Origin of the sequence: Streptococcus timonensis, from assembly GCF_047460355.1 — a bacterium.
Taxonomy (GTDB): Bacteria; Bacillota; Bacilli; order Lactobacillales; family Streptococcaceae; genus Streptococcus; species Streptococcus timonensis_A.
Window position 1 is genome coordinate 315302 of sequence record NZ_JASHGL010000003.1, and the last position, 18995, is coordinate 334296.

Genomic DNA, 18995 nt, shown 5'->3' on the forward strand with positions numbered 1-18995 from the left:
TAATGGAAAAGGTTTCTATTGTTGTACCTGTGTATAATGTCGAAACTTACTTAAACTATTGCGTCAATAGCCTCAGACAGCAGACGTACACAAATATTGAGATTATATTGGTAGACGATGGTTCGACAGATGCTTCTGGAGAAATCTGTGATCAACATGCTCAAGAAGATGAGCGTGTTCGAGTACTCCATATTGAAAATGGAGGATTATCCAATGCTCGAAATACAGGAGTTAAAGAAGCCTCAACTGATTGGATTATCTTTGTTGATTCAGATGATTATTACGATAAAAGAACTGTAGAATATTTGGTAGGACTTAGAGATAAATACGGAGTTGAACTAGTAGCAACTCCAGTGATTGAAGTTCGAGATTATGAATCTAAAGATTTCTCTGGCTCTTTAACGGAGAAATCTTCTGAAAAATTAGACCGCTATACAGCCTTAAAAGAGATGTTCTATGGAAATGGTGTAGGAACTCATTCGGGTGGGAAACTTTATAAGAAGACGATTCTGTCACGTTTCCCTTATCCTAAAGGAATGATTTACGAAGACTTAGCAATAGCTTACGAACATATTGCTTCTTGTAAACACATTGCGGTAGGAAACATTAATCTATATAAATATTATCGAAGACCTGGTAGTATAGTTAATTCAAAGTATAATGATAAATTAATGGACTTTTACAAGGCCATGGAATGGAATAGAAGTTATATCGAACGAGACTATCCTAATGATAAGGAAATGAGAAGAGCTTTAAATGTCCGCTACGTTTTTAATGGTCTACATGTTGTACATGCTATGCTCAGTTCAGGTATGTATTCTGATGTTAATAAAATCAGAAAAGAATACACTAGATATTTTAACGATATTATTCCTAATCCAAATATAACAGGGAAAAATAAAGTGAAATACTTGATGCTTTTGGTTTCTCCAAAACTGTATGAAAAAATCAGAGAGAAGATGGGTTAGGTAAGAATGAAGGTTTTAAAAAATTATGCATATAATCTCTCTTACCAGCTACTAGTGATAATTCTTCCTATTATAACAACACCTTATGTAACTAGGGTATTTAGTTCAACTGATTTAGGTACTTATGGTTATTTCAATTCAATTGTAACCTACTTTATTTTATTGGCGACATTGGGCGTGGCCAATTATGGTACAAAAGAAATTTCAGGCCATCGTAAAGATATCCGAAAAAACTTTTGGGGCATATACACCTTGCAGTTTGGTGCGACCATTCTGTCGATATGCTTATACATTCTCTTATGTCTGTCCTTGTCATTTATGCAAAATCCCGTTGCATATATTTTGGGCTTGAGTCTGGTATCTAAAGGGATGGATATCTCCTGGTTATTTCAAGGGTTAGAGGATTTTCGCAAGATAACAGTTAGAAATATTACTGTTAAACTGGTCGGTGTCATTTCAATCTTCTTATTTGTAAAATCAGCAAATGATTTATATCTTTATGTGTTTTTGCTAACAATATTTGAATTATTGGGGCAGTTTAGTATGTGGTTGCCAGCTAGAGACTTTATCGGAAAACCACATTTTGATTGGTCCTATGCTAAACAACACTTGAAACCAGTTATTCTCTTGTTTTTGCCGCAAATAGCTATTTCGCTATATGTTACTTTAGATCGTACTATGCTAGGGGCATTAGCCTCAACTAAAGACGTCGGGATTTATGACCAAGCCTTAAAATTGGTCAATATTTTGCTTACATTAGTGACTTCATTAGGAAGTGTGATGCTTCCTCGTGTTGCCAATCTCCTATCTACTGGAGATCACAAGGCTGTAAACAAAATGCATCAGATGTCTTTCTTAATATACAATTTAGTCATTTTTCCTATAATAGCAGGAATGTTAATTGTTAATGATGATTTCGTGCAATTTTTCTTGGGACAGGATTTCCAAGATGCTAAATATGCGATAGCAATTATGATTTTTAGAATGTTCTTTATTGGCTGGACAAATATTATGGGTATTCAAATCTTGATTCCACATAATAAAAATAAAGAATTTATGATTTCGACAACTATTCCAGCTATTGTGAGTGTCGGTTTAAATTTATTATTACTACCTAAATTAGGTTATATCGGAGCAGCTATTGTTTCTGTATTAACAGAAGCCTTAGTATGGGCTATTCAACTGTATTTTACAAGAAACTATTTGAAGGAAGTGCCTCTTCTAGCTTCGACAGTTAAAATTATAGGAGCATCAGCTCTCATGTACGGTGTACTATTCGTTGTAAAAACCACAGTGAATTTTACGCCTGTTATAAATGTTATGGTATTTGCTACAATAGGAGCGATACTTTACATTTTTCAAATACTATTCTTAAAGGTAATTAGTCCAAAAGAGTTGAAACAGCAGTTATTGAATAAGTGAAATTGGATGGAATAAATAGAAATTTCAGTAGCTTATAGTCTTATTGTAAAATGAACTCTTGTATAGATTAAATTCGCTTTGGTTGATTAAATAGTTAGGAAAGGGAGGATGGAAGAGTATAAGTGAACTAGAAGATTAAAGAAATATTATTTTTTCTCATTCAATTCGAATTTCTTCTATCTAGTTCACCCTATATTATTCTTTTTCAAAAAAATGATAAAAATTAAATTTGAAAACCTACTAGTCAGCATAGTTGTATCTATTGTGTTGTTTTTTAATACCATATCTACTACTATGTTAGATAGGACTTTTTTTCAAGTCAAAGTAAATTTTCTATTTTTAGTTGTATTGCTTTTAGGGCTTCGTTTTTTGTATAAGATGCGGATTTCATACCAATATCTATTACTTTCGATTTTTTTATTAATTTCGGGGGGATTAGTGTATTTTCAAACGAATAGGCTTAATTTTCTTGTCTATTCGATGTTACTAGTCCTCTTGGTTAATGTGGATATGAAAGTAGTTTTGAAAAACTATGTAGTTGTAGTTGGTATCCTTGTAGTTGCAGTTTTTCTTTTATCGCTGGTTGGCATGGTTCCTAACTTGCAATATAATCGTGAGGGTGTTATTCGAAATTCGTTTGGGTTTATTTATCCTACGGACTTTGCATCACATTGCTTCTATTTATTTTTAGCAATTTCTTATCTTTTAAAAGATAAATTTATATGGACCAGATCGCTGTTTGGTGTCTTGCTATCAGCTTTTATTATAAAATACTGTGATGCACGTTTAAATGCTTTGTCTATTCTCTTAGCAACGATAATATTTGTATATTTTTACTTTACTAAAGAGAAAAAATATAGATTGTATTCTATTTTACCCTTTTCATCAATTATATTTTCAGGACTAATTTTATATTTGACATACTACTTTTCATGGTCTTCTCAGTTTTTTGTTTCGATAAATAAACTTATTACTGGTAGACTTTCTTTGGGAAAAAATGCATTCAATTCTTATGAATTACATTTATTTGGGACAAGAAACGTTCAATTTATCGGATCAGGCGGAAAAACAGAATCTGTAATAGGGTATAACTATGTAGATTCCTCTTATGTGCAGATGTTGTTTACATATGGAATAGTGCCTGTAGTCCTATTGATAATAATTTATGTTGTCGCCTCAAGAAAACAGTATAAGGATGGTCAATATTTATTAGTTGCGATTTTATCATTGATTGCTGTTAACTGTATGATTGAAGCCTTTTGGTTTGTTCCTACATATAATATATTCATGTTTTTACTATTTACAACAAATACTTTTAGCAAAAAAGAATCAAATGATATCGTTGCATTAAATGAGACCTAGCTCTAGTACTAGATTTTAGGCGGGTCTCATACATGATATGATACCTTTCTATAAAAAATAACTAACTTTTGCTGATCCTAAGTTGGCATTAATAAGAAATTGTAGAGTTCATTAACGGAGTTTTAATATGTATGATTATTTAATTGTTGGTGCAGGCTTGTCTGGAGCAATCTTTGCACATGAAGCTACAAAACGTGGAAAAAAAGTAAAAGTGATTGATAAGCGTGATCACATTGGTGGAAATATCTACTGTGAAAATGTTGAAGGTATCAACGTTCACAAGTACGGTGCCCACATTTTCCATACTTCAAACAAAAAAGTTTGGGACTATGTCAACCAGTTTGCTGAATTTAATAACTATATCAACTCACCAGTGGCTAACTACAAGGGGAGCCTTTACAATCTTCCTTTCAATATGAATACCTTCTACGCTATGTGGGGAACTAAGACTCCGCAAGAAGTGAAGGATAAGATTGCTGAGCAAACGGCTGATATGAAAGATATTGAGCCCAAGAACTTGGAAGAACAAGCCATTAAATTGATTGGTCCAGATATCTATGAAAAATTGATCAAGGGCTATACAGAAAAGCAATGGGGACGTTCTGCAACAGACCTTCCACCATTTATCATCAAGCGTCTCCCAGTACGTTTGACCTTTGATAACAACTACTTTAATGACCGTTACCAAGGTATTCCGATCGGTGGTTACAACGTCATCATTGAAAATATGCTGGGCGATGTAGAAGTTGAGTTAGGTGTTGACTTCTTCGGCAATCGTGAAGAGTTGGAAAAATCAGCTGAGAAAGTTGTCTTTACAGGGATGATTGACCAGTACTTTGACTACAAGCATGGGGAATTGGAATATCGTAGTCTTCGATTCGAACATGAAGTTTTGGATGAAGAAAATCATCAAGGGAATGCCGTGGTCAACTATACAGAACGTGAGATTCCTTACACCCGTATCATTGAGCACAAGCACTTCGAGTATGGCACTCAACCAAAGACCGTAATCACTCGTGAGTACCCAGCTGACTGGAAACGTGGAGATGAACCATACTATCCAATTAATGATGAAAAGAACAATGCTATGTTTGCTAAGTATCAAGAAGAAGCAGCCAAAAATGACAAGGTTATTTTCTGTGGGCGCCTAGCTGACTATAAATACTACGACATGCATGTGGTTATTGAGCGTGCCTTGGAAGTCGTAGAGATAGAATTTACTAAATGACACAAGAAAAGATTGATATTGTTGTTCTCTGGGTTGATGGGAGTGATTCAGAATTTAGCCGTGAAAAGCAAATAGTTGAAGGACAAGATGATGGCTTGGATCTTTATATTGATGGTGACATGCGATACCGTGACTATGGAACCTTCAACAATTGGTTCCGTATGATTGAAAACCATGCTCCTTGGGTCAATAAGGTCTTTCTAATCACCAATGGACAGAAACCTGAATGGCTGAACTTGGCTCATTCTAAGTTGAGGTGGGTTACGCATAAAGAATTTATGCCACAAGAATATCTTCCGACCTTTAACTCAGCAGCAATTGAATTAAATCTGCATCGTATTGAAGATTTGTCAGAAAACTATCTCTATTTCAATGACGATATGTATATGATTAGAGATTGCAAACCTTCAGATTTCTATAAAAATGGTTTGCCTAAACTACTTGCTGTTTATGATGCAATAGTTCCTTGGGCTCCGATTACAAAGACATATCTCAACAATATCGAGTTAATTTATCGCCATTTCCCTAATAAGGCTGCTATGAAAGCATCGCCATGGAAATTCTTTAATTACCGCTATGGTTTGCGCTTGTTTAAGAATTTAGTATTGCTACCTTGGGGACCAACAGGATATGTCAATCCGCATTTGCCGGTTCCTATGAAGAAGAGTACTTTAGCGCACCTCTGGGAAATCGAATTTGAAACCCTTGATAGGACGCCAAAAAGTCAAATTCGAGACTATAAAGTTGATGTGAATCAGTATATATGTCAAAACTGGCAGATTGAAAGCAATCAATTTTACCCAATTGCACACAATATAGGGAAGTCGATTGACCTGAATCGACTTGATCAGCTGGACCGTATTTTTAAGGATAAGCATAAAAAGCTTCTTTGTGTAAATGACAATGTTGACTTCAAAGAAGAAAATTTGCTCCGTTTTAAAAAGTTCTTAGATGAACGTTATCCTGAAAAGTCGGCTTTCGAACTATGAGAACAAAGAGATGAAATATTATTTAAAAGAAGAATTTTTAAAGGATAAAAATATCAAAAACGCTGGTAATAAGGCGCGAAATGATGTCGAGGAAATTGTAAGACAAGAGGGTTTTAGTCCTTTGTTATTGACGGTTGAAGACTGGTACAAAATGAGTACGATTAAAGCTCAACAACACAAATCAAAAGCCTTGGAACAAGCCTTTTCGCGATTGAAACCAGGAGATCAACTGTTAATCCAATTTCCTATGCTCCATCATAGCTTCTTTACCACCTATTTAGTAAAAAAATTGCAAGCTAGAGGGGTTAAAGTCTATTTTATTATTCATGATTTAGAAGTCTTGCGTTATGTTAATCTGGATACAGTACCTTTAAAGCATAAAATTCGTGTACAGCTTCAAGAATCAAGTCTTTTAAAAGTTGCTGATGGCCTTATTGCTCATAATCCGATTATGAAGTCAGTCCTGGTCAATAAGGGTATTTCAGAACAAAAAATTGTCAGTCTAGGCATTTTTGACTATCTGATCCCCGATTTTCAGGAAAAAGAAGAACTTTCAAAGGATCAACCGATTATTGTGGCAGGTAATCTAGCACAAGAAAAAGCGGGTTATTTGTACGATTTGCCGTCTAGCCCTGCCTATAACCTTTATGGTGTTGGCTTTGATCAAGCTAGACAATTGCCGAATCAAGAATATTTTGGCTCTTTTCTTCCGGATGACCTACCTGCAGCTCTTGTAGGAGGATTTGGTCTTGTTTGGGATGGCGATAGTGCAGAAACATGTAGTGGAGTATTTGGAGAATATCTTCGCTATAACAATTCTCACAAGGCCTCGCTCTATTTGGCAGCAGGTTTTCCGTTGGTAGTATGGAGACAATCTGCCCTTTCGCATTTTGTTCTAGAGAATGGCTGTGGCATTGCCGTAGAATCTTTACATGATCTATCTAAAGAGATTGAGAAGCTGTCAAATGAGGATTATCATATACTACTAGAAAAAACGAAATATATCGGACATAACATTCGTCAAGGTTATTATTTGAAACAGGCATTGAATAAAACTATAATAAGAAGCTAATTTTAGCTTCTTATTTTATAGTTTTTTAAGGAAAGTTTGTCACTAGCAGGAGGATATTCAACTATTTTTGAGGAATTTACAAGGTTTTTTGAAGTTTCTTATAAAAGAGGACGGATTGGGATTCGTTTTCAAACAATTTTGAATAAAAACATTGTGTAAAATCACAAAAAAATAGGCACGAATATCTTTTTTATGATATAATGTTCTGTGAATAGCTATGCCTTCTTATAGCTATTAAAAAATCGAAGTTAGAAACTTGGAAGACGGAGAGGACGCAGTGTAATGACTAGAAATGGTTTTTTTACAGGCTTAGATATTGGAACAAGCTCTATTAAAGTGTTAGTTGCTGAGCTTGTAGACGGTGAAGTAAATGTAATCGGTGTTAGCAACGCCAAAAGTAAAGGTGTCAAAGATGGTATCATCGTTGATATTGAAGCTGCAGCAACAGCTATCAAGGCTGCTATTTCTCAAGCAGAAGAAAAAGCTGGGATTTCAATCAAGTCAGTTAATGTTGGATTGCCATCTAATTTGTTACAGGTTGAACCAACTCAAGGGATGATTCCTGTAACCTCAGATACAAAAGAAATTACAGATCAAGATGTTGAGAATGTTGTTAAATCTGCTTTAACAAAGAGTATGACACCAGATCGAGAAGTGATTACGTTTGTTCCAGAAGAATTCATCGTAGATGGTTTCCAAGGTATCCGTGACCCTCGTGGAATGATGGGAGTTCGCTTGGAAATGCGTGGACTTCTTTACACTGGCCCAAGAACAATCTTGCACAATCTTCGTAAGACAGTTGAGCGTGTTGGAATAGAAGTGGACAATGTGATTATCTCACCACTTGCATTGGTTAATACTGTATTGAATGAAGGTGAACGTGAATTTGGCGCAACTGTTATTGATATGGGTGGCGGTCAAACAAGTGTTGCGACCATTCGTAATCAAGAATTACAGTACACAAATGCTTACCAAGAAGGTGGCGATTACGTAACTAAAGATATTTCAAAAGTTTTAAGAACTTCTAAAAAGATTGCAGAAGGCTTGAAATTAAACTACGGTGAAGCCTACCCTCAACTAGCAAGCAAGGAAACATTCCAGGTTGAAGTTATTGGTGAAGTAGAACCTGTTGAGGTAACAGAAGAATACTTGTCACAGATCATTTCAGCTCGCTTGAAACATATCTTTGAACAAATTAAGCAAGATCTAGAAAGAAGACATTTGCTAGACTTGCCAGGTGGTATTTCTTTAATTGGTGGGAATGCTATTCTTCCAGGCGTTGTTGAATTAGCCCAGGAAGTCTTTGGTGTGCGAGTTAAACTTTACGTTCCTAATCAAGTAGGTATCCGTAATCCTGCATTCGCTCATGTCATTAGTTTGTCTGAGTATGCTGGCGGCCTTACTGAAGTAAATGTTCTAGCTCAAAGAGCAATCAGAGGAGATGAAGCTCTACGCCATCAACCAATCGATTTCAGAAATTCAAATAAACAAAGTTCAGCATCTTCCCAACGTTCAATCTTAGGTGGTGGGACAAGTGAGTCGGTGGAACCAACTTATTCTGCTGAGTCAACTCTTCCAAGTCCTTCTGAAGAAAAACCTAAAGGCAAATTGACAGAACGTTTCCGTAGCCTAATTGGAAGCATGTTTGATGAATAATATAGAGGAATAATAATATGACATTTTCATTTGATACAGCGGCAGCACAAGGTGCAGTAATTAAAGTAATCGGCGTCGGTGGTGGCGGTGGAAACGCCATTAACCGCATGGTTGAAGAAGGTGTTTCTGGTGTAGAATTTATCGCAGCCAACACAGATGTTCAAGCATTGAGTAGTACAAAAGCTGAAACAGTTATTCAACTTGGTCCTAAATTAACGCGCGGACTTGGTGCAGGAGGACAACCTGAGGTTGGACGTAAAGCTGCTGAAGAGAGCGAAGAAGTATTGGCAGAAGCAATCAGCGGAGCAGATATGGTATTTATCACTGCTGGTATGGGTGGTGGCTCTGGTACTGGAGCTGCACCAGTTATTGCTCGTATTGCTAAAGGTCTTGGAGCCTTGACTGTTGCTGTTGTAACTCGTCCATTTGGGTTTGAAGGAAGCAAGCGTGGACAATATGCCATCGATGGGATTAACGAACTTCGTGAGCACGTTGATACTCTCTTGATTATTTCGAACAACAACTTGTTGGAAATCGTAGACAAGAAGACACCACTTCTTGAAGCATTGAGTGAAGCTGACAACGTTCTTCGTCAAGGTGTTCAAGGGATTACAGATTTGATTACAAATCCTGGATTGATTAACTTGGACTTCGCGGATGTGAAGACAGTAATGGCTAACAAAGGGAATGCCCTTATGGGGATTGGTATTGGTAGTGGAGAAGAGCGCGTTATCGAAGCGGCTCGTAAAGCTATCTACTCACCACTTCTTGAAACAACTATCGATGGAGCAGAAGATGTCATCGTCAACGTAACTGGTGGTTTGGACTTGACTTTGATTGAAGCGGAAGAAGCTTCAGAAATTGTTAACCAAGCAGCAGGTCATGGAGTGAACATCTGGCTTGGAACTTCTATCGATTCAAACATGAAAGACGAAATCCGTGTTACTGTTGTTGCAACAGGTGTACGTCAGGATAAAGTTGAGAAAGTTGTTGCTCCACAACCTAGACAAGCAGCACATCGTGAAGCTGTAAGACCGGGACACACTCACTCTTATGATCGTAATTTTGATTTAGCAGAAACTGCTGAGATTCCAGTTCTTTCTCAAAGACGCCCTGAAACTCCTAAAGCTTCAGCTTTTGGTGATTGGGACTTGAGACGCGATTCGATTGTTCGTCAAGGTGAATCAGCTGTATCTCCAGTTGAACGTTTTGAATCACCATCTACAGATGAGGATGAACTAGAGACACCACCTTTCTTTAAAAATCGTTAAGAAAATGAATTTAAAAGAAAATACAAATCTTGTATTTCAACAGGTTTCAAAAGCAGTTAGAGAAGCCGGCCGTGAAGACGGTTCGGTTTCTGTGGTTGCTGTAACAAAATATGTAGATTCTGAAACTGCTGGTCAATTGGTGCAACAAGGAGTTAAACATATCGGTGAAAACCGAGTTGATAAATTTCTTGACAAGTATCATGCTTTAAGTGATAAAGACATAACTTGGCACCTAATTGGTAGCTTACAAAGAAGAAAAGTTAAGGATATTATTTCGTATGTCGATTATTTCCATGCCTTAGATTCTTTGAAATTAGCCCAAGAAATACAGAAGCGTAGCAATCGTAAAATTAAATGTTTTTTGCAGGTCAATATTTCTGGTGAAGAAAGTAAACATGGTTTTTCGAAAGAAGAATTAATACAAATCTTGCCAGACTTGTCTCTTTTGGATCAAATTGAATATGTAGGCTTGATGACTATGGCTCCTTTTGAGGCCAACTCAGAAGAATTACAAGAGATATTTAAAGAAACACAAGAACTGCAAGAATTCATTAGAGAAAAACAAATCGCCAATATGCCAATGACAGAATTGAGTATGGGAATGAGTCGTGACTATCAGGAAGCGATTCAGTTCGGTTCAACTTTTGTTCGCATCGGTACATCATTTTTTAAATAGGAAATAACCATGTCATTAAAAGATAAATTTGATCAATTTATAAATTATTTTACAGAAGATGGAGATGAGGTTTCGTCAGAGGTAGTTGCGGCGCAGTCTGAACGTTCTTTAACTTCTGTATCTCCAAAAAAGGACTTACCACAGCAAGCTCCTCAAGTATCTTCCAAAGAAGAACCAAAAGAGAAAAATATAACAAGACTTCATGCTCGTCAGCAAGAATTAGCTATTGAAAGTCATCACAATACGGATAAAGTGACTATTGATGTTCGCTATCCGCGACGTTATGAAGATGCTACAGATATCGTTGATTTATTAGCGGGTAACGAGAGCATCTTGATTGATTTTCAGTATATGACAGAAGTTCAAGCACGTCGTTGTTTGGATTATTTGGATGGAGCTCGCCATGTCTTGGCTGGAGAATTAAGAAAAGTAGCGAATACTATGTATCTTTTAACTCCAGTAGGTGTAGTAGTGAATATTGAAGATATTCGCTTGCCAGACCATGCAAAGACCGAAGAGTTTGACTTTGATATGAAGAGAAATAGAGTTCGTTAATGCTTCTGCTTATTCGTTTTATCCAAAATGCTACAGATATCTATTCATTGATACTTGTAGCTTTTGCGCTATTATCATGGTTTCCTAATTCTTACGGTACGCAGTTAGAACGATTTCTGACGACCTTATCTAAACCAGTTTTAGATCCTCTTAGACGCCTGCGTCTTAACTTTGCAGGGATTGATTTTACTGTTTGGGTCGCAGTGATTCTATTGCGCACACTAAGTAGCTATCTAGTGAAGTTTTTATTGAGCATATGAGCAAGGAGATTTACCAGCATTTTGCAAGGGAAGATTTTCCCTTTATTGATAAGGGTTTAGAATGGTTAAAACAGGTTGAGGAAGAGTATAGACCGATTCTAACTCCTTTTATTAATCCGCATCAGGTATTTATCTTAAAAACACTAGGGAATAATAGAGGACTAGCTACCTTTAGTAGTGCAGATTTTGTTCCTACTGAGTATGCTCGAGTTATCTTGGCGCCAGATTATTTTATACCGACTTTGGATGATTTTGAAATGACCTTACTTGAGATAAAGTATCCAAATAAGTTTCAGCAGTTAACACATTCAAAAATTTTGGGAACAGTACTAAATCGCCTTGGTATTGATCGCAAATTGTTTGGTGATATTTTAGTAAGTGATCAACGTGCACAAATTATTGTAAATCAACACTTTAATACTTTATTCCAGGACGGGATTCAAAAAGTTTCAAAATTACCCGTTGTTTTAGAAGAATGCTCTTTTGAAGATATGATAGTTTCTAAAAATGACTACTTAGAGAAGGAAGTCCTAATTCCCAGTTTTCGATTGGATGCATTTTTATCTTCTGTTCTAAAAATCTCTCGGTCTCAGGCTACAGAATTAGTTGAAAAAAAATTAGTCCAAGTAAACTATCATATAGTTGAAAAGCTTGATTATCATGTGAAACTTGGTGATTTAATTAGCGTCAGACGCTTTGGTAGGATTATCTTATTAAGGGAAAATGGACAAACCAAAAAAGATAAGATCAAAGTGACTGTCCAATTACTAACCAGTAAGTGAGGCGAAAGATTCAATTTAAACCTCCAGAAATTATGAAAAAAGTATTCTCAACAAAATTCAGAGGATATAATAAAGAAGAAGTTGATTAATTTCTAGATAACATTCTCTGTATCCACGAAAAGTTGATAGACTATAAGAAAGAAGATGAAGTCTATATTAAACAATTACAAGATCGTCTTTTAGCTCTTACGGATGACTATCCAAAAAGAGAAAATGTAGAAGAACAAGAACCAATTAATGATTCTATTTTTTATTAAGTAAGTGAGGAAAACTATGCCAATTACATCGTTAGAAATCAAGGATAAAAAGTTTAGTAGCAAATTTAGAGGATTTGACCCTGAAGAAGTTGATGAGTTTTTAGATATTGTCGTTCGTGATTATGAAACGCTAGTTCGTAGTAACTACGAAAAAGAGCAACACATTAAAAATTTAGAAGAACGTTTATCATATTTTGATGAAATCAAAGATTCATTGAGTCAATCTGTTCTGATTGCTCAAGATACTGCGGAACGTGTAAAACAAGCTGCTAATGAGCGTTCTAATAACATTGTTCATCAAGCTGAGCAAGATGCACAACGTTTGTTAGATGAAGCTAAATACAAGGCTAATGAAATCTTGCGTCAAGCTACGGATAATGCTAAGAAAGTTGCCATTGAAACAGAAGAGTTGAAAAATAAGAGTCGCGTTTTCCATCAACGCTTGAAATCAACTATTGAAAGTCAACTTGCTATTGTTGATTCTCCTGATTGGGAAGAAATCTTGCGTCCGACGGCAACTTATTTGCAAACTAGTGATGAAGCCTTTAAGGAAGTTGTAGAAGAGGTTCTAGGTGAAGATGTATCTGCCTACCGTGAGGAAGAGTCGATTGACATGACACGTCAGTTTTCGCCTGAGGAAGTAGCAGAGCTCCAAGCTCGAATCGAAGCTGCAAATCGAGAATTAGCAGAAACCCAGAAAGAAGCTACTCCACTTAAGTCAATTGATGAAGGTCCAGGGAAAACTGAACAGAGTTCATATCCAACACCCTTGACAGAATCTATTGATCTTTTATAAGAAATAAAATCTGAGAACAATAATTTATCAAACATATTTCTAGCGAGTAGGAGATGGTGTAAGCCCTACAATCCCTGTTGGTAAATTTATCCTCTCACAGTATCAAATCTGAAGCTAGTAAGATTTGACGTTGCCCACGTTACGGGAATAGAGGGGAAAAGATAATGTCTTTTCTCGAAGAAAGGTGGTACCACGATTTTCGTCCTTTTTGCGAGTCGTGGTTTTTATTTTGTCCATATTAAAAAGGAGATACAATGAAACTCAAAGAAACTTTAAATCTTGGGAAAACAGAATTCCCAATGCGTGCTGGCCTTCCAACCAAAGAACCTCTTTGGCAAAAAGAGTGGGACGAAGCTAAACTTTACCAACGTCGTCAAGAACTAAATGAAGGGAAACCACATTTCACTCTTCATGATGGACCTCCGTATGCTAACGGGAATATTCACGTTGGACATGCCATGAACAAGATTTCTAAAGATATCATTGTTCGTTCAAAATCGATGTCAGGATTCTACGCACCATACATTCCAGGTTGGGATACTCATGGTCTGCCAATCGAGCAAGTTTTGGCAAAACAAGGTGTTAAACGTAAAGAGATGGACTTGGTTGAGTACTTGAAACTTTGTCGTGACTATGCCCTTTCTCAAGTAGATAAACAACGGGATGATTTCAAACGTTTGGGTGTTTCAGGTGACTGGGAAAATCCATATGTAACCTTGACTCCTGACTATGAAGCAGCGCAAATCCGTGTTTTCGGAGAGATGGCTAACAAGGGCTATATCTACCGTGGGGCTAAACCAGTTTACTGGTCTTGGTCATCTGAGTCTGCCCTTGCCGAAGCCGAGATTGAATACCATGACTTGGTTTCAACCTCACTTTACTATGCCAACAAGGTAAAAGATGGTAGAGGTGTCCTCGATACAGATACTTATATCGTAGTTTGGACAACAACTCCATTTACCATCACAGCTTCTCGTGGTCTGACGGTTGGTGCGGATATTGACTATGTAGTCGTACAACCTGCTGGTGAAACTCGTAAGTTTGTCCTTGCTTCAGAATTGTTGAACAGCTTGTCTGAGAAATTTAGTTGGGCGAATGTTCAAGTTTTGGCTACTTATCGTGGACAAGAACTCAACCATATCGTGACAGAACACCCATGGGATACTGCAGTAGATGAACTTGTTATTCTTGGTGACCACGTTACAACTGACTCTGGTACAGGTATTGTCCATACAGCCCCTGGTTTTGGTGAGGACGACTACAATGTTGGTATTGCTAATGGTCTTGAAGTAGCAGTGACTGTTGACGAACGCGGGATCATGATGGCCAATGCTGGTCCTGCGTTCGAAGGTCAATTCTACGACAAGGTTGTGCCAACAGTTATTGAAAAACTTGGTGATTTACTTCTTGCTCAAGAAGAAATCTCTCACTCTTACCCATTTGACTGGCGTACGAAAAAACCAATCATCTGGCGTGCAGTGCCACAATGGTTTGCCTCTGTATCAAAATTCCGTCAAGAAATCTTGGACGAAATTGAAAAAGTAAAATTCCACTCAGAATGGGGTAAAGTCCGTCTTTACAATATGATTCGTGACCGTGGTGACTGGGTCATCTCTCGTCAACGGGCTTGGGGTGTTCCACTTCCAATCTTCTACGCAGAAGATGGCACACCAATCATGACAGCTGAAACCATTGAGCATGTAGCTCAACTCTTTGAAGATCATGGTTCGCTTATCTGGTGGGAACGTGATGCCAAAGACCTCTTGCCAGAAGGATTTACCCATCCAGGTTCACCAAATGGCGAGTTCAAGAAAGAAACAGATATCATGGACGTTTGGTTTGACTCAGGTTCATCATGGAATGGTGTCGTGGTTAATCGCCCTGAACTTAAATATCCAGCAGACCTTTACCTAGAAGGTTCTGACCAGTACCGTGGTTGGTTCAACTCATCTCTTATCACATCTGTTGCCAACCATGGCGTAGCACCTTACAAGCAAATCTTGTCACAAGGTTTTGCTTTGGATGGTAAAGGTGAGAAGATGTCTAAATCTCTTGGAAATACCATTGCTCCAAGTGACGTTGAAAAACAATTTGGTGTAGAAATCTTGCGTCTCTGGGTAACCAGTGTAGACTCAAGTAACGACGTACGTATCTCTATGGATATCTTGAGTCAAGTTTCTGAAACTTACCGTAAGATCCGTAACACGCTTCGTTTCTTGATTGCCAATACATCTGACTTCAACCCAGCTGAGGATACTGTAGCGTACCAAGAACTTCGTTCTGTTGATAAATACATGACTGTCCGCTTTAACCAACTTGTTAAGACCATTCGTGACGCTTATGCCAACTTTGAATTCTTGACAATCTATAAAGCCCTAGTGAACTTTATCAACGTTGATTTGTCAGCTTTCTACCTTGACTTCGCCAAAGATGTTGTCTACATCGAAGGGGCCAAATCACTTGAACGCCGTCAAATGCAAACAGTCTTCTATGACATCCTTGTGAAAATCACCAAACTTTTGACACCAATTCTCCCTCACACTGCGGAAGAAATCTGGTCATATCTTGAGTTTGAAGCAGAAGATTTTGTTCAATTGTCAGAATTGCCAGAGGCACAAACATTTGTGAATCAAGAGGAAATCTTGGATGCATGGTCAGCCTTTATGGACTTCCGTGGTCAAGCTCAAAAAGCCTTGGAAGAAGCTCGTAATGCTAAAGTAATCGGTAAATCACTTGAAGCACACTTGACAGTTTATCCAAACGAAGTCGTGAAAACTCTGCTTGGAGCTCTTGATAGCAATGTTGCTCAACTCTTGATCGTCTCAGAATTGACTATCGCAGAAGGACCGACTCCAGAAGGCGCAGTAGCCTTTGAGGATGTAGCCTTTACGGTAGAACGTGCTACTGGTGAAGTTTGTGACCGTTGCCGTCGTATCGATCCAAGTACAGCAGAACGTAGCTACAATGCCCATATCTGTGATCATTGTGCAAGCATTGTAGAAGAAAACTTTGCTGATGCAGTCGCAGAAGGATTTGAAGCGAAATAACAACACTAAAAATACAGGAATTTTCCTGTATTTTTGGTTTATATTATAAAATAAATGAAAAGTAGTAAAATTGTGGTATAATAGTGTTTATTCGATTGAAAAGGAGAATTTTATGAGAACAAAAACTCTTGCCCAAATTGATGGGATCCTTGGTCTAATAACTGGGATTATTTTGGCAATTTTACCATTTACTATTATGATGATTGCTACTATGTCAAACGACGAAGATGCTGCAGCTGCAATCGTCGGAATGATGTTTATTGTTTTTGCATTTGTCAAAATTGCTATTTTGATTTTGGGGATTCTTACTCTGGTTTATTATAAAGATGATTCACGTATATCTCTTGCGCCATCAATTTTGTTTATCGTAGGAGGGGTGGTATCATTGATTCCATTTTTGGGATGGATTGGAGGTATTGTCATTATTATTGGTGCTGCACTTTACCTATCAAGTTTAAAACAATTTCAAATACAAGAATAAAATTATATAGAAAGAAGGACTGAATGGTTCCTTCTTTTTTAATACTTGAAAACAATTTTGTGAAAAATTACACTTTTTCACTGTCCAGACTGGATTTTTCATAAAAAATCTAGTAGAATGGAATAGAAAAACGAGGGTGGCCTCGGAAAATAAAAGGAGAATCCATAATGGTAAAATTGGTTTTCGCTCGCCATGGTGAGTCTGAATGGAATAAAGCTAACCTTTTCACTGGTTGGGCTGATGTTGATTTGTCTGAAAAAGGAACACAACAAGCGATTGACGCTGGTAAATTGATCAAAGAAGCTGGTATCGAGTTTGACCAAGCTTACACTTCAGTGTTGAAACGTGCGATTAAAACTACTAACTTAGCTCTTGAAGCAGCTGACCAATTGTGGGTTCCAGTTGAAAAATCATGGCGCTTGAACGAACGTCACTACGGTGGTTTGACTGGTAAAAACAAGGCTGAAGCAGCTGAGCAATTTGGTGATGAGCAAGTTCATATCTGGCGTCGTTCATACGATGTACTGCCTCCAGCAATGCCTCGTGATGATGAGTACTCAGCTCATACTGACCGTCGTTATGCTTCACTTGATGACTCAGTAATTCCAGATGCAGAAAACTTGAAAGTTACTCTTGAGCGCGCCCTTCCATTCTGGGAAGACAAAATCGCACCAGCTCTTAAAGATGGTAAAAACGTATTTGTAGGAGCTCACGGTAACTCAATCCGTGCCCTTGTAAAACACATCAAACGCTTGTCAGATGACGAAATCATGGACGTGGAAATCCCTAACTTCCCACCATTGGTATTCGAATTTGATGAAAAATTGAACGTAGTTGCTGAATACTATCTTGGAAAATAAGAATAAAAAAGCCTGGACAATATTCTGGGCTTTTTCTTTTGTAAAAAACCTTGGTGTAATATAACTTGTCAAAGAAAGAGTTTATTGTTATAATAGATAAGATGGAGGCGCTATGGCACTTAAAAAAGCGAGTCTAGCTTGTGAGGTTTGTGGATCAAGAAATTATTCTATTAAAATTAGTGGGAATCCCAAATCTACACGCTTAGAAGTAAATAAATTTTGTAAACATTGTGGCAAATACACCACTCACCGAGAAACGAGATAGGAGATTAGAATGCGTTTTATCATAGATATTTTTAAACTTCTAAAAGAAACAACATGGCCTACACGAAAGGAAAGTTGGTTAGATTTCAAGTCAATTATGGAATATACAGCTTTCTTTGTGGTTATGATATACATATTCGACCAATTGATAGTTAATGGTATTATTCGTTTTATTAATATCTTCTAGAAAAGAGTAAAGTGAAATAGATTATTGATCATCTTCTGTTCAGAAAGGAAAAATAATGGATAGTTTTGATAAAGGATGGTTTGTTCTACAAACATATTCTGGCTATGAAAATAAGGTAAAAGAAAACCTTTTACAACGTGCACAGACCTATAATATGTTGGATAATATTCTACGTGTTGAGATTCCGACTCAAACTGTGCAAGTTGAAAAAAATGGTAAGAAAAAAGAAATCGAAGAAAATCGCTTCCCTGGATATGTACTTGTGGAAATGGTTATGACAGATGAAGCTTGGTTTGTTGTTCGAAACACACCAAACGTAACAGGATTTGTTGGTTCACACGGTAACAGATCAAAACCGACACCGCTATTGGAACAAGAAATTCGCGATATTCTAATTTCTATGGGTCAAACTGTTCAAGAATTCAATATCAATGTTGAAGTTGGACAAACAGTTCGAATTATTGATGGTGCCTTTACAGACTACACTGGAAAAATCACAGAGATTGATAATAATAAAGTGAAAATGATTATTTCAATGTTTGGAAATGATACGATAGCTGAGGTAAATCTCAATCAGATTGCTGAACTCTAGCAATCATTCTTAAGTTCAAGTTTGAAGAATAGCTTAGTGATAACTTTTCAACAGACACTGAAATGTGTCTGTTGAAAAGACTAAGTAAAAAAATAAATCCTTAATACAGAAAAAATTTTCATAAAAGCAGTTGACAAGATAGAAAAAGTCGGTATAATAGGAAGAGTCCAAAAAGGACAGACTGGGGATGGTCCGTTGGTCAAGGGGTTAAGACACCGCCTTTTCACGGCGGTAACACGGGTTCGAATCCCGTACGGACTATAGTATACT

20 protein-coding genes, 1 tRNA gene and 1 pseudogene are annotated in these 18995 nt (G+C 37.1%); all 22 read left to right on the plus strand.

Features of this window, described 5'->3' with window-relative positions; translation table 11 throughout:
• The first annotated feature begins 2 nt into the window (after positions 1 to 2).
• The 22 genes and pseudogenes from QM941_RS06735 (at position 3) to QM941_RS06840 (ending at position 18986) form a co-directional block, all read left to right on the plus strand.
• A complete protein-coding gene (locus QM941_RS06735) occupies positions 3 to 968 on the plus strand; it encodes a glycosyltransferase family 2 protein (RefSeq protein WP_414339868.1) in 966 nt (321 codons plus the stop codon).
• Positions 969 to 974: 6 nt separating this feature from the next.
• Positions 975 to 2390 (plus strand): flippase, encoded by a 1416-nt coding sequence (locus QM941_RS06740; protein ID WP_414339869.1) that lies wholly within the window; start codon positions 975 to 977, stop codon positions 2388 to 2390.
• Between the two features lie 213 nt (positions 2391 to 2603).
• Entirely contained in the window at positions 2604 to 3752 is a 1149-nt protein-coding gene (locus QM941_RS06745) for a polysaccharide polymerase (RefSeq protein ID WP_414339870.1), read from the plus strand.
• Between the two features lie 127 nt (positions 3753 to 3879).
• The gene (gene glf / locus QM941_RS06750; protein WP_414339871.1) at positions 3880 to 4980 is read left to right on the plus strand and encodes a UDP-galactopyranose mutase; all 1101 of its coding nucleotides are present in this window, start codon (positions 3880 to 3882) and stop codon (positions 4978 to 4980) included.
• Positions 4977 to 5969, plus strand: a complete 993-nt coding sequence (locus QM941_RS06755) for a Stealth CR1 domain-containing protein (protein ID WP_414339872.1) — start codon at positions 4977 to 4979, stop codon at positions 5967 to 5969. The genes glf and QM941_RS06755 overlap by 4 nt, the downstream gene beginning before the upstream one ends.
• 10 nt (positions 5970 to 5979) lie before the next feature.
• Positions 5980 to 7041 (plus strand): galactofuranosyltransferase, encoded by a 1062-nt coding sequence (locus QM941_RS06760; protein ID WP_414339873.1) that lies wholly within the window; start codon positions 5980 to 5982, stop codon positions 7039 to 7041.
• A gap of 282 nt (positions 7042 to 7323) precedes the next feature.
• Positions 7324 to 8515 (plus strand): annotated as a pseudogene (ftsA, locus tag QM941_RS06765) (cell division protein FtsA); the annotation flags it as partial.
• Entirely contained in the window at positions 8506 to 8697 is a 192-nt protein-coding gene (locus QM941_RS06770; RefSeq protein ID WP_414339900.1) for a hypothetical protein, read from the plus strand. The pseudogene ftsA and the gene QM941_RS06770, both read left to right, overlap by 10 nt.
• A 17-nt stretch (positions 8698 to 8714) precedes the next feature.
• Complete coding sequence (gene ftsZ / locus QM941_RS06775) at positions 8715 to 9968, plus strand: cell division protein FtsZ (RefSeq protein WP_414339874.1); 1254 nt, start codon at positions 8715 to 8717, stop codon at positions 9966 to 9968.
• 4 nt (positions 9969 to 9972) lie between these two features.
• A complete protein-coding gene (locus QM941_RS06780) occupies positions 9973 to 10644 on the plus strand; it encodes a YggS family pyridoxal phosphate-dependent enzyme (protein WP_414339875.1) in 672 nt (223 codons plus the stop codon).
• A 9-nt stretch (positions 10645 to 10653) separates the two neighbouring features.
• Complete coding sequence (locus QM941_RS06785; protein WP_414339876.1) at positions 10654 to 11199, plus strand: cell division protein SepF; 546 nt, start codon at positions 10654 to 10656, stop codon at positions 11197 to 11199.
• Positions 11199 to 11459, plus strand: a complete 261-nt coding sequence (locus QM941_RS06790; RefSeq protein WP_414339877.1) for a YggT family protein — start codon at positions 11199 to 11201, stop codon at positions 11457 to 11459. The genes QM941_RS06785 and QM941_RS06790 overlap by 1 nt, the downstream gene beginning before the upstream one ends.
• Positions 11456 to 12241, plus strand: coding sequence for an RNA-binding protein (locus QM941_RS06795; RefSeq protein ID WP_414339879.1), 786 nt, complete (start codon positions 11456 to 11458; stop codon positions 12239 to 12241). The genes QM941_RS06790 and QM941_RS06795 overlap by 4 nt, the downstream gene beginning before the upstream one ends.
• Positions 12238 to 12330, plus strand: coding sequence for a DivIVA domain-containing protein (locus QM941_RS06800; RefSeq protein ID WP_414339881.1), 93 nt, complete (start codon positions 12238 to 12240; stop codon positions 12328 to 12330). Before QM941_RS06795 ends, QM941_RS06800 begins: the two co-directional genes overlap by 4 nt.
• Positions 12331 to 12514: 184 nt before the next feature.
• A complete protein-coding gene (locus QM941_RS06805) occupies positions 12515 to 13294 on the plus strand; it encodes a DivIVA domain-containing protein (protein WP_414339882.1) in 780 nt (259 codons plus the stop codon).
• A gap of 254 nt (positions 13295 to 13548) precedes the next feature.
• Positions 13549 to 16341 (plus strand): isoleucine--tRNA ligase, encoded by a 2793-nt coding sequence (gene ileS, locus QM941_RS06810; RefSeq protein WP_414339883.1) that lies wholly within the window; start codon positions 13549 to 13551, stop codon positions 16339 to 16341.
• Between the two features lie 112 nt (positions 16342 to 16453).
• A complete protein-coding gene (locus QM941_RS06815) occupies positions 16454 to 16822 on the plus strand; it encodes a hypothetical protein (RefSeq protein ID WP_414339885.1) in 369 nt (122 codons plus the stop codon).
• Between the two features lie 167 nt (positions 16823 to 16989).
• Entirely contained in the window at positions 16990 to 17682 is a 693-nt protein-coding gene (locus QM941_RS06820; protein WP_084971175.1) for a phosphoglycerate mutase, read from the plus strand.
• Positions 17683 to 17794: 112 nt separating this feature from the next.
• The gene (gene rpmG / locus QM941_RS06825) at positions 17795 to 17947 is read left to right on the plus strand and encodes a 50S ribosomal protein L33 (protein ID WP_414339887.1); all 153 of its coding nucleotides are present in this window, start codon (positions 17795 to 17797) and stop codon (positions 17945 to 17947) included.
• 9 nt (positions 17948 to 17956) lie between these two features.
• Positions 17957 to 18133 (plus strand): preprotein translocase subunit SecE, encoded by a 177-nt coding sequence (gene secE, locus QM941_RS06830; RefSeq protein WP_414339889.1) that lies wholly within the window; start codon positions 17957 to 17959, stop codon positions 18131 to 18133.
• A 55-nt stretch (positions 18134 to 18188) separates the two neighbouring features.
• Positions 18189 to 18725, plus strand: coding sequence for a transcription termination/antitermination protein NusG (gene nusG, locus QM941_RS06835; protein ID WP_414339890.1), 537 nt, complete (start codon positions 18189 to 18191; stop codon positions 18723 to 18725).
• A gap of 189 nt (positions 18726 to 18914) precedes the next feature.
• Positions 18915 to 18986, plus strand: a tRNA-Glu gene (locus QM941_RS06840).
• Positions 18987 to 18995 lie beyond the last annotated feature (9 nt).

What these genes read in the sequence shown, in the direction of transcription:
- QM941_RS06735 (WP_414339868.1), top strand. Translation starts at nt 3, where the DNA reads ATGGAAAAGGTTTCTATTGTTGTACCTGTGTATAATGTCGAAACTTAC.
- QM941_RS06740 (WP_414339869.1), top strand. Translation starts at nt 975, where the DNA reads ATGAAGGTTTTAAAAAATTATGCATATAATCTCTCTTACCAGCTACTA.
- QM941_RS06745 (WP_414339870.1), top strand. Translation starts at nt 2,604, where the DNA reads ATGATAAAAATTAAATTTGAAAACCTACTAGTCAGCATAGTTGTATCT.
- glf (WP_414339871.1), top strand. Translation starts at nt 3,880, where the DNA reads ATGTATGATTATTTAATTGTTGGTGCAGGCTTGTCTGGAGCAATCTTT.
- QM941_RS06755 (WP_414339872.1), top strand. Translation starts at nt 4,977, where the DNA reads ATGACACAAGAAAAGATTGATATTGTTGTTCTCTGGGTTGATGGGAGT.
- QM941_RS06760 (WP_414339873.1), top strand. Translation starts at nt 5,980, where the DNA reads ATGAAATATTATTTAAAAGAAGAATTTTTAAAGGATAAAAATATCAAA.
- ftsZ (WP_414339874.1), top strand. Translation starts at nt 8,715, where the DNA reads ATGACATTTTCATTTGATACAGCGGCAGCACAAGGTGCAGTAATTAAA.
- QM941_RS06780 (WP_414339875.1), top strand. Translation starts at nt 9,973, where the DNA reads ATGAATTTAAAAGAAAATACAAATCTTGTATTTCAACAGGTTTCAAAA.
- QM941_RS06785 (WP_414339876.1), top strand. Translation starts at nt 10,654, where the DNA reads ATGTCATTAAAAGATAAATTTGATCAATTTATAAATTATTTTACAGAA.
- QM941_RS06790 (WP_414339877.1), top strand. Translation starts at nt 11,199, where the DNA reads ATGCTTCTGCTTATTCGTTTTATCCAAAATGCTACAGATATCTATTCA.
- QM941_RS06795 (WP_414339879.1), top strand. Translation starts at nt 11,456, where the DNA reads ATGAGCAAGGAGATTTACCAGCATTTTGCAAGGGAAGATTTTCCCTTT.
- QM941_RS06805 (WP_414339882.1), top strand. Translation starts at nt 12,515, where the DNA reads ATGCCAATTACATCGTTAGAAATCAAGGATAAAAAGTTTAGTAGCAAA.
- ileS (WP_414339883.1), top strand. Translation starts at nt 13,549, where the DNA reads ATGAAACTCAAAGAAACTTTAAATCTTGGGAAAACAGAATTCCCAATG.
- QM941_RS06815 (WP_414339885.1), top strand. Translation starts at nt 16,454, where the DNA reads ATGAGAACAAAAACTCTTGCCCAAATTGATGGGATCCTTGGTCTAATA.
- QM941_RS06820 (WP_084971175.1), top strand. Translation starts at nt 16,990, where the DNA reads ATGGTAAAATTGGTTTTCGCTCGCCATGGTGAGTCTGAATGGAATAAA.
- rpmG (WP_414339887.1), top strand. Translation starts at nt 17,795, where the DNA reads ATGGCACTTAAAAAAGCGAGTCTAGCTTGTGAGGTTTGTGGATCAAGA.
- secE (WP_414339889.1), top strand. Translation starts at nt 17,957, where the DNA reads ATGCGTTTTATCATAGATATTTTTAAACTTCTAAAAGAAACAACATGG.
- nusG (WP_414339890.1), top strand. Translation starts at nt 18,189, where the DNA reads ATGGATAGTTTTGATAAAGGATGGTTTGTTCTACAAACATATTCTGGC.